Source organism: Streptomyces sp. WELS2 (assembly GCF_013870595.1).
Classification (GTDB): Bacteria; Actinomycetota; Actinomycetes; order Streptomycetales; family Streptomycetaceae; genus Streptomyces.
The window spans coordinates 1-10,154 of the sequence record NZ_JACBWZ010000165.1 but is presented as its reverse complement, the minus strand read 5'-3'; the positions used below and the strand labels follow the sequence as shown (position 1 = coordinate 10,154).

The following is a 10,154-nucleotide window of genomic DNA, read 5'->3' as shown; positions in this document are numbered from 1 at the left end:
GCGGGCTCAGCCCCAGCCGCGGGCGTCCTGCTTGAGAGCGGTGTCCACGGTCAGCGCCGTCGCCACCACCAGGCTCAGCAGGGGTTCGGGCAGCTGGTAGTGGATCTGCAGGACGTAGTTGTCCGCGGTCGTGAAGAGCGTCTTGGCCAGGCCCTCCCACGTCTTGGTGATGCGCGCGACCTCGTTGTCCGCGTGGTCGACGATCGCGAAGTTCCAGGCCCGCCAGTTCTCGGCCTTGATCGCGCCGACCTGCCGGCCGTTCGCGATCATCGCGAAGTTGATCTTGCCGATCATGTTCTTCTGGACGATCTCGCCCACCGGGGAACCGTCCGGGCGGGTCACGATCACCCGGGACTTGAAGATCTTCGCTGGCCGGGTCAGCAGCAACTGCGGCTGGCCGTAGGCGTCGCGGATCTCCAGCTTGTGGGTCAGGAACTGGTCCAGGCTGGAGACGAAGCGCAGGATCTTGCGCAGGATGCCCTGGCCGACCTGGGTGACCGAGCCGAGCTCCCGGCCGTTCTGGTCCATGACCTTGTACTCGTTGGTCAGCTCGATGAGCTTGGCCTTCTGGTTCACGACCAGGACGGGCTCGGTGAAGAGCGTGCCGCCGCCGGCGCCGCCGGCCGAGACACCGGCCTGCTGCTGCACCTGGCGCTGGACCCTCGGGTCGGCGGCGGCAGCCTGCTGCTGCGGGAAGGCGGCCGGCTGCGGCGGAACCTGCCCGGCGGCCTGCCGGGCCGGGTTGGTGTGCTCGGTCCACTGCGTGCCGTCCCAGTAACGCAGCGTGTTCTGCGCTCCGTGCGGGTCCGGGTACCAGCCGGCAGGGGTGTTCGATTGCGTGGTCACCGGGGCACATTACCCTGATGTGACCGGTACCCGACCAGTCCGCACGGAGCGGTGTTCATCGGTCGTTCACCCCGAGGCGATCGCCGGATCACTGACGCCGGGCTGCCCGTTCTCCACGTGGCCGGCGAAGCCGCGCCGGAACGCCGGGTCGGCGTCCGAGGTCACGGTCAGGTCGTACCAGCGCTTGCTCGCCGCGAGGCTCACGGTCTGCCGCACGGTGGCGCCGGGCCGCACGGTCACCGTGAGCGGGCTGCCGCCGTACCCGTCGGCGACCTTCAGCAGTGCGGTGCCGGAGCCCTTGTTGGTGAAGGTCAGCTCGATGTCGTCACCCGTGTGCCGGGCGGTGACCTCGGGGCCGGCCACCTTGTTGCGGCCCTTGAAGACGCGCAGGAAGCCGTTCGGTCCGTGCACGGTGAGGTCGTAGTTCCCGCCGGAGTACACCGAGTTCCAGGTGTCCGACAGGGTCTTGCCCGCCTCGGTGGTGTACGTCCAGGGGCCGTCGGTGCGGCTGTCGGACGTCACCAGGAAGGCCGCGCCGGCGCCCGCCCCGGAGGCGAACGTGAGCGTGTACTTGCCGGTCGCCGTGTCCGCCGAACCGTCGACCGCCGGGGCGTACTTCAGCGGGCGGGTGGGCCGGCTGCCGGGCTCCTGGCGGGGCAGCGAACCCTGGGCGGGGGGCTTGGGCACGTAGTCCGGGTGCCGGTTGCGGTCCGGGGGCTGGTAGCCGGCCGTGGAGGGCAGCGGTGCCGGCGCGGTGTCCTGGCGGGAGAAGTCGAAGGCGCTCGTCAGGTCGCCGCATATGGCGCGGCGCCAGGGCGAGATGTTGGGCTCCTGGACGCCGAAGCGGCGCTCGATGAACCGGATGATCGAGGTGTGGTCGAAGGTCTCGGAGCAGACGTAACCGCCCTTGCTCCACGGGGAGACGACCAGCATCGGCACCCGCTGGCCGAGCCCGTAGGGGCCGGCGACATGGCCGCTGTCGCCCTTGAACACGTCGGGCGCGGGGTCGGCCGTCGACTTGCCCTGGGCGGTGGAGGCCGGCGGGTAGGGCGGGATGACGTGGTCGAAGAAGCCGTCGTTCTCGTCGTAGGTGATGAACAGCGCGGTCCTGCCCCACACGTCGGGGTCGGAGGTGAGCGCGTCCAGGACCTGCGACACGTACCAGGCGCCGTAGTTCGCGGGCCAGTTGGGGTGCTCGGTGAACGCCTCGGGGGCGACGATCCAGGAGACCTCGGGCAGCGTGCCCGCCCGGACGTCCGCCCGCAGCCGGTCGAAGAGGCCCTCGCCCTTGCGGGCGTCGGTGCCGGTGCGGGCCTTGTCGTAGAGCGGGCTGCCGGGCTGGGCGGTGCGGTACTGGTTGAAGTAGAGCAGCGAGTTGTCCCCGTAGTTGCCGCGGTAGGCGTCGCTGATCCAGCCCCACGAGCCGTTCGCGTCCAGGCCGTCGCCGATGTCCTGGTAGATCTTCCAGGAGACGCCGGCCCGCTCCAGGCGCTCGGGGTACGTCGTCCAGCCGTAGCCCTTCTCCTCGTTGCCGAGGACCGGGCCGCCGCCCTTGCCGTCGTTGCCGGTGTAGCCGGTCCACATGTAGTAGCGGTTGGGGTCGGTGGAGCCGATGAGCGAGCAGTGGTAGGCGTCGCAGATGGTGAAGGCGTCCGCGAGCGCGTAGTGGAAGGGGATGTCGTCGCGCGTCAGGTACGCCATCGTCGTCGCGGACTTGTTGGGCACCCACTTGTCGTACTTGCCGCCGTTGAACGCGGCGTGGCCGTCGTTCCAGCCGTGCGGCAGGTCCTGGATGAAGGCCAGGCCCAGGTCGTCGGCGTAGGGGTGGAACGGCAGGATGTCCCTGGTGCCGTCGGACTGCTGCCAGACGGACCGGCCGTTCCGGGTGACCGGGCGGGGGTCGCCGAAGCCGCGTACTCCGCGCAGGGAGCCGAAGTAGTGGTCGAAGGAACGGTTCTCCTGCATCAGGACGACGATGTGCTCCACGTCGTCCAGCGATCCGGTGCGGTAGCGCGCGGGCAGGGCCGCCGCGCGCTGGATGCTGCCGGCCAGCGCCGTGAACGCCGTGGTGGCGCCCGCGAGCTGGAGGAAGCGCCGCCGGTTGACTTCGGGCATGGGTGAGGGTCCTCTCGTCCTGACGTACGCGGTGGCCGCCGGCTGACGGAATGTGCGCGGAGCGAGTGTTCCAAGAGCGTCAAACGTCAGGGAAGGGTGCGGTGGCACGGATGTGAACTCATCGCTACATGAGGTGTGCGCAGCCCGCCGGACGGGGAGAGACGCGATCATGACAGGCACGCAGACGACGGCACCCGAGCGGACAAGACGGTCCGCGCGACAGCTCGTTGCCGCTTCCGTGGGCAACGCGGTGGAGTGGTACGACTGGTACGCCTACACGTTCCTCGCCAGCTACATCGCCGCCGCGGTCTTCCCGAAGGGCACCGGCAACTCCCTGGTTCCCCTGCTGTCGACGTTCGCCGTGTTCGCGGTCGGCTTCTTCATGCGGCCCGTGGGCGGGCTGCTCATGGGGGCGGTCGCCGACCGGCGCGGCCGGCGGGCCGCCCTGACCGTCACCATCCTGCTGATGGGCGGCAGCAGCCTGCTGGTGGGGCTGACCCCGACCTACGCCTCGGCGGGCGTCGCGGCACCCGTGGTGCTGGTCGCCGCCCGGCTGCTCCAAGGGCTGTCGGTGGGCGGGGAGTTCGCGGCCTCCACCACCTTCCTCGTGGAGTCGGCGGGGCCCGGCCGGCGCGGGCTGTTCTCCAGCTTCCAGTACGTCTCGACGACCGCCGGCCAGCTGGTCGCGTCCGGCATCGCCACCCTGCTCGTGGACACGCTCGCCGAACCCTCGATGGACGGCTGGGGCTGGCGCGTGCCGTTCTGGCTCGGCGGGGCGTTCGGTCTGGTCGGCTTCTGGATCCGGCGCGGCGCCGCGGAGACCCGCAGCGCCGAGCAGCGGCAGGCGCCGCGGCCGGGCCTGTTCGAGGCGCTGCGCCGCCATCCGCGCCAGTCCCTGCTCATCGCCGGCATCACCGCGGGCGGCACCATCGCCTACTACACCTGGACGTCGTACCTGCCGACGTACGCCGAACTCAACGCGGGCGTCGCGAAGTCGGACGCGCTGCTCGCGAGCACGATCTCGCTGGCCTTCTTCGCCCTGCTCCAGCCGCTCGGCGGGCTGCTGTCCGACCGGATCGGGCGCCGGCCGCTGCTGCTCGGCTTCGGGGTGGGCTTCGCCGTGCTGTGCGTGCCGCTGCTGCACGCGCTGCGCGACTCCTTCGCCGTGCTGCTGCTGGTGCAGTGCTCGGGCATGGTGCTGCTGACCGGGTTCACGTCCGTCAGCGCGGCCGTCAACGCCGAGGTGTTCCCGCCCCGGGTGCGCGCGGCCGGCATCGGCTTCCCGTACTCCCTCACCGTGGCGCTGTTCGGCGGTACGGCCCCGTACGTCGGCACGCTGTTCAAGGACCTGGGCCACTCGGGGCTGTTCCCCTGGTACGTCGCCTCGCTCTGCCTGCTGTCCTCCCTGGTGTACCTGCGGCTGCCGGAGACGGCCCACCGGGAGCTGGAGCGCTGAGGGGGAGCCGCGCACCGGCCCGGCTCCCCCGGTGTCCGGTCAGGACGAGTAGACCTCCACCTCACTGAACTGGCCCGCCGGCCAGCCGGTGTTGGCGCTGACGGTCAGGCGCAGGTGGCGCAGGTTCGTGCCGGCGGGCAGGGACACGGTCGCGGTGTTGCCGGTGGCGGGGTCGAAGCGGTAGCCCTGGGCGCCGGCCACCGTCGTGAAGTTCGTGCCGTCGGTGCTGCCGAGCACCGCGATGGTCTGGGTGCGGGCGCCCCAGGCCGCCGACGGCGGCAGCTTCAGCACCACGCGGCGCACGCCGTAGGACGCGCCGAGGTCGACCGTCCAGGACTGCGGGAAGGCGTTGTTGGCCGACTCCCAGTACGAGTTCGCGTCGCCGTCGACCGCCTTGCCGGGCGTGTAGACGTCCTGGGTGCCGGTCGCGGTGGCCGGGCGGCCCACGGCGAGGTTGCGGTTCGGGTCGGGGTCGGGATTGCCCTGTCCGGGCCGCGGCCAGGTGGAGCAGTCCGACCAGGTGCCGGACCAGCCGGAGTTGCCGCCGCCGTCGGTGAGCGTGAAGGGGCCGGAGTCCGCCGGGAAGGGGCAGTTGTACACGCCGGCCGCGCCGACCTGGGTCGCGGTGACGTTCCTGAAGACGGCCGCGCCCTGGGCCTCGGCCTGTACGACGACCGTCCCGGTGTTGCGTACGGTCGCCCCGGTGACGTTGACGTTGCGCACCGGGTAGCCCTGCCCGCCGCCGGAGACGAACTCGAAGGCGCTGTAGGGGCTGTCGGTGATCGTGGTGTTGGTGATGTTGACGGTGGCGTTGACGGCGCTGTCGTAGGAGTCGACGCGCAGCGCGCCCATCGGGTGGTTCCAGTTGGGGTTCATGGCGCCGGCGCGGACCAGCGTGTTGCCGTCGACGGTGATGGTGCCGGCCAGCGGGTGGAAGGGATCGAGGAACTTCTGGTTGGAGATCGCGATGCCGCTGCCGAGGGCGTTGGTGTCGGAGACCAGGTTGTCGCGTACGGCGATGTCGGTGCCGCCGTAGACGGCGATGCCGTTGGCGAGGTTGGGCTGCGAGATGGTGTTGTGCTCGAAGCTGGAGTCGGTGTCCGGGGCGTACAGCGACCACATGGCCAGGGCGTCGTCGCCCTGGTTGCGCAGGAAGTTGTGGCGCACCCGGACGCCCCTGGCGTTGCCGTTGAGGTTGAGGCCGTCGGCGGTGGTGTCGAGGACGCGGTTGTTCTCCACCACCAGGTTGTCGTTGTTCCCGGTGAGCCACAGGCCGACCTTCAGGTGCTGGAGCCACATGCCCGACACCGAACTGCCCGGTCCGAGGGAGCCGTTGACGAAGTTGTCCGGGCTGGAGTCGACGCGCTCGGTGACCTCGCCGATGACCGCGAAGTCCTTGATGTGCGCGTTGCCGGCGGAGCCGGACTGGTCGATGAAGCGGGAGGTGTGCACGACCGAGTACCAGTGTCCGGCGCCCTGGAGGGTGACGTTCTGTACGCCGTTCAGGGAGGAGGTGATCCGGTAGTCGCCCGGCGGGATCCAGACCGTGCCGCCCTGGGCGGCGGCCATGGCGTCGCGGAACGCCTGGGTGGAGTCGCCGTTGCCGCTGGGGTCCGCGCCCTTGGCGACGACGGACACCGACCCGGCGGGCTGGGTGGCGGCCGCGCCCGCCTGCTCGAAGTCGGCGACGTCGACGGTGACCTGCACATCGGTCGCCTCGACGGCGACCTTGTCGCCGGCCTGGACGGTCCGGCCCAGCAGCATGCGGGTGTTGTCGAAGAAGTGGTGGGTCCTGGAGCCGGTGATCCAGCCGGTGTCGACGTAGGAGTACTTGGCGGTCACCGGCAGGGCCCTGGCGAGCCGGCTGCCGTTGACGTACACGGCGAGCGCGCCGGACCGGCCGTCGGGGACGCTGTAGGCGACGTTGAGCGCGTCGGCCGTGCGCGGCACGGTGAACTCGACCCGCTGCCCGGGCGCCAGCCGGACGGCCTGCCGGCCGGAGGCCTCCGAGGCGAGTGTGCCCTGCGTGTAGTCGGGGCCGATCCGTGTGCCGTTGCCGCTCGCCGACTCGGCCTCCACGGAGGTGAAGGGGAGCGTGGCGCCCGCCGCCGCGTGGGCGGCCGGGGCGAGGGTGACGAGCATGCCGGCGGCCAGGGCGACGACCGCCCCGATGGCCGGCAGGCGCCGGAGCTGTCCGGCGGTGCTGGTGTGCATGTGCCGATCCCTTCGTGGTGGGGTGCGTGGGACAGCGCGGTGGTGCTGGGAGGTGCGGCTCAGGGGCGCGGCAGCACCGTGGTGCGTGCGGCGCGGCCCGGACGCGCGCAGGTGCGGTGGTGCGTGGGGGGACGCGGCTCAGGCGCGCAGCCAGGCCGCCGTGTCCTGGGGCAGCCGGTCCGTGCCGTCCAGTGGGCCGCTGGCGAGCAGGAGTCGGGAGTGCGCGGGGAGCGGGGCGGGCGTGGCCGAGAGGTTGACCACGCACAGCGCCTCCGCGCGGGTGAAGGCGAGCACGCCGTCGGGGGCGGGCAGCCAGGTCAGGGGGGCGTCGCCGAACACGCGGCGCAGGGCGATGGCCGTGCGGTAGAGGGAGAGCATGGAGTGCGGGTCGCGCCGCTGGCGGTCGACCGCGTACGACGGCCAGTCGGCCGGCTGCGGCAGCCACGGCTCCTTGCGGGAGCCGAATCCGGCGTGCGGCAGGTCGGCGGCCCAGGGCAGCGGCACCCGGCAGCCGTCGCGGCCGGGGTCGGTGCCGCCCGAGCGGAAGTGCATCGGGTCCTGGATGCTCTCGCGCGGGATGTCGGCCTCCGGCAGGCCCAGCTCCTCGCCCTGGTAGAGGTAGACCGCGCCGGGCAGGGCCAGCGACAGCAGGGCGGCGGCCCGGGCCCGCCGGGTGCCGAGCGCGAGGTCCGCCGGGGTGCCGAAGGCCTTGGTGGCGAAGTCGAAGGCGGTGTCCGCGCGGCCGTAGCGGGTGACGGTGCGGGTGACGTCGTGGTTGCACAGCACCCAGGTGGCCGGCGCGCCGACGGGGGCGTGTTCGGCGAGGGTGGTGTCGATCGCTGAGCGCAGCCGCCCGGCGTCCCAAGGGCACGTGAGGAAAGAGAAGTTGAAGGCGGTGTGGAGTTCGTCGGGGCGCAGATAGCGGGCGAAGCGCTCGGGGTCGGGGAGCCAGACCTCGCCGACGAAGACGCCGTCGTACTCGTCGGCCACGCGCCGCCAGGAGCGGTAGATGTCGTGGAGTTCGTCGCGGTCGAGGAACGGGTGGGGCTCGGGGCGGCCGGCGAGGTCAGGGAGGTCAGGGTCCTTGGCGAGCAGGGCCGCCGAGTCGATGCGGACGCCCGCGACGCCCCGCTCGAACCAGAAGCGCAGGATCTCCTCGTGTTCCCGGCGGACGGCCGGGTGGGCCCAGTTGAGGTCGGGCTGTTCTGGGGTGAACAGGTGGAGGTACCAGTCGCCGTCGGGCAGCCGGGTCCACACCGGTTCGGTGGAGCCGGCGAACTGCGAGGGCCAGTCGTTGGGCGGGAGTTCGCCGTGCGGGCCGCGTCCGGGCCGGAAGTGGAACAGCTCGCGCTCGGGGCTGCCGGGCCCGGCGGCGAGCGCGGCCCGGAACCACGGGTGCTGGTCGGAGACGTGGTTGGGCACGATGTCGACGATCGTGCGGATGCCCGACCCGGCGGCCTCGGCGATGAGTTTCTCCGCCTCGGCGAGGGTGCCGAAGGCCGGGTCGATGGTCCGGTAGTCGGCGACGTCGTAGCCGCCGTCCTTCAGGGGCGACAGGTACCAGGGGGTGAACCACAGGGCGTCCACGCCGAGTTCGGCCAGGTACGGAAGCCGGGCGCGGACGCCCGCGAGGTCGCCGGTGCCGTCGCCGTCGCCGTCCGCGAAGCTGCGGACGTACACCTGGTAGATGACGGCGTCGCGCCACCAGTCGGGGGCTTTGCGGGCAGGGGTGGGCTGTCCCACGGAGCTTGACCTTTCTGTGGACGGGGCGGCGGCGTCAGCCCTTGGTGCTGCCCGCGCCGATCCCGGCGATGATGTGCCGCTGGAAGACGAGGAAGAGCGCCACCATCGGGATGCTGGCGATCACCATCGCGGCGATGAGCACGGTGAGCTGGATGTTCTGCGACAGCTGCACCAGGGCCACGCTGATCGGCTGCTTTCCGGTGTCGGAGAAGACCATCAGCGGCCACAGGAAGTCCTGCCAGACGGCGACCAGCGCGAAGATCGACACCACGCCGAGCACCGGCCGGGACATGGGCAGCACGACGGACCACAGGACGCGGAGCCTTCCGGCGCCGTCGATCTCGGCGGCCTCCAGCACATCGCGCGGCAACTGGTCGAAGAAGCGTTTGAGCAGGTAGAGGTTGAAGGCGTTGGCGACCGCCGGCAGCCAGACGGCGAGGGGGTCGTTGAGCAGGCTGGTGTGGACCAGCGGCAGGTCGGCGACGGTCAGGTACTTGGGTACGACCAGTGCCTGCGCCGGGACCATGAGGGTGGCGAGGATGCCGCCGAGGACCACCTTGCCGAACGCCGGCCGCAGCCTGGACAGGGAGTAGGCGGCGGCGGTGCAGAACACCAGCTGGAAGGCCCAGGCGCCGGCCGCCTGGACGAGGGTGTTCCCCAGGTGCCGCGGCAGCTCCATCAGCTCCCAGGCATCGGTGTAGCCGCCGGGGTGCCAGTGCTCGGGCAGCAGGGTGGGCGGGGTGCGGGCCACCTCGTCGGGGGACTTCAGGGCGCCGGTCACCATCCAGTACACGGGGAAGAGGAAGGCGAGCGCGAAGAGGACGGCGACGGCGGTGAACACCGTCCAGTACAGGGCCTTTCCGCGGGGGCGGGCGAGGGCGGCCGGGGAGATCAGGGTGCGGGTGCCCGGGGTCATGCGTCCCCCTCGGTGCGGGTGAGCCGCAGATACAGGGCGGAGAAGGCGCCGAGCAGGACCAGGAGCATGACGCTGAGGGCGCAGGCGCCGCCGAAGTCGTTGTAGAGGAAGGCGTATTTGTAGATGAGGTACAGCACGGTGACGGTGGAGTTCTCCGGTCCGCCGCCGGTGATGACGAACGGTTCGGTGAACACCTGCATGGTGGCGATGATCTGAAGGAGCATCAGCATCAGGATCGCGAACCGGGTCTGCGGGATCGTGACGTGCCGCACGCGCTGGAGGAGGCTCGCGCCGTCCAGTTCGGCCGCTTCGTACAGCTCGCCGGGGATGGACTGGAGCGCGGCGAGGTAGACGAGGACGGTGCCGCCCATGTTGGCCCAGGTGGCGACGAGCACCAGCGAGACCAGCGCGGTGTCGGTGCCGTTCGTCCAGTTCGAGGTGGGCAGGTGCAGCAGGCGCAGGGCCTCGTTGGCGAGGCCGGCTCCCGGGTCGTAGAACCACTTCCACAGCAGGGCGCTGACCACCGGCGGGATCATCACCGGCAGATAGACCACCACGCGGAAGTACGCCCTGGCGTGCCGGAGTTCGTTCAGGACGAGGGCGAGCAGGAAGGGGACCGCGAAGCCGATGAGCAGGGCCAGCAGGGTGAAGGTGAGGGTGTTGCGCCAGGCGTCGGCGAACTCGGGGTCGGCGAGGACGCGGGTGAAGTTGGCGGTGCCGGTCCACTCGGGCGGTGAGCCCGGGGTGTACCTCTGGAAGGAGATGACGACCGCGCGGATCGCCGGGTACCAGGAGAACAGGGCGAAGCAGAGCAGGCCGCCGAGGAGGAAGCCGTAGGCGCGGGCCTGGTCGGCCAGGCGGCGC

General features: G+C 71.4%; 7 protein-coding genes. 1 reads left to right on the top strand and 6 read right to left on the bottom strand.

Annotation, left to right across the window (positions count from 1 at the left end; genetic code table 11):
- Positions 1 to 6: 6 nt before the first annotated feature.
- Both H5J33_RS12995 and H5J33_RS12990 read right to left on the bottom strand, forming a co-directional pair.
- Entirely contained in the window at positions 7 to 846 is an 840-nt protein-coding gene (locus H5J33_RS12995; RefSeq protein ID WP_181795060.1) for a phospholipid scramblase-related protein, read from the bottom strand.
- A gap of 66 nt (positions 847 to 912) precedes the next feature.
- The gene (locus tag H5J33_RS12990; protein WP_181795059.1) at positions 913 to 2,961 is read right to left on the bottom strand and encodes a phosphocholine-specific phospholipase C; all 2,049 of its coding nucleotides are present in this window, start codon (positions 2,959 to 2,961) and stop codon (positions 913 to 915) included.
- Between the two features lie 169 nt (positions 2,962 to 3,130).
- Between H5J33_RS12990 and H5J33_RS12985 the strand changes: the two genes are divergently transcribed.
- Positions 3,131 to 4,417, top strand: coding sequence for an MFS transporter (locus H5J33_RS12985; protein WP_181795058.1), 1,287 nt, complete (start codon positions 3,131 to 3,133; stop codon positions 4,415 to 4,417).
- A gap of 39 nt (positions 4,418 to 4,456) precedes the next feature.
- On the opposite strand, the gene H5J33_RS12980 is transcribed toward H5J33_RS12985, so the two are convergent.
- The 4 genes from H5J33_RS12980 to H5J33_RS12965 all read right to left on the bottom strand — a co-directional run.
- A complete protein-coding gene (locus tag H5J33_RS12980; RefSeq protein WP_181795057.1) occupies positions 4,457 to 6,631 on the bottom strand; it encodes a discoidin domain-containing protein in 2,175 nt (724 codons plus the stop codon).
- A gap of 138 nt (positions 6,632 to 6,769) precedes the next feature.
- The gene (locus H5J33_RS12975) at positions 6,770 to 8,374 is read right to left on the bottom strand and encodes a glycoside hydrolase family 13 protein (RefSeq protein WP_181795056.1); all 1,605 of its coding nucleotides are present in this window, start codon (positions 8,372 to 8,374) and stop codon (positions 6,770 to 6,772) included.
- Positions 8,375 to 8,408: 34 nt separating this feature from the next.
- Positions 8,409 to 9,290: a carbohydrate ABC transporter permease gene (locus tag H5J33_RS12970; RefSeq protein ID WP_181795055.1), complete on the bottom strand. Its 882-nt coding sequence runs from the start codon at positions 9,288 to 9,290 to the stop codon at positions 8,409 to 8,411.
- Positions 9,287 to 10,154, bottom strand: an 868-nt coding sequence (locus H5J33_RS12965) for a carbohydrate ABC transporter permease (RefSeq protein ID WP_181795054.1), incomplete at its 5' end; no start/stop codon positions are given. The genes H5J33_RS12965 and H5J33_RS12970, both read right to left, overlap by 4 nt.

Coding starts and splice junctions, on each gene's coding strand:
- H5J33_RS12985 (WP_181795058.1), top strand. CDS start 3,131: ATGACAGGCACGCAGACGACGGCACCCGAGCGGACAAGACGGTCCGCG.
- H5J33_RS12990 (WP_181795059.1), bottom strand. CDS start 2,961: ATGCCCGAAGTCAACCGGCGGCGCTTCCTCCAGCTCGCGGGCGCCACC.
- H5J33_RS12980 (WP_181795057.1), bottom strand. CDS start 6,631: ATGCACACCAGCACCGCCGGACAGCTCCGGCGCCTGCCGGCCATCGGG.
- H5J33_RS12970 (WP_181795055.1), bottom strand. CDS start 9,290: ATGACCCCGGGCACCCGCACCCTGATCTCCCCGGCCGCCCTCGCCCGC.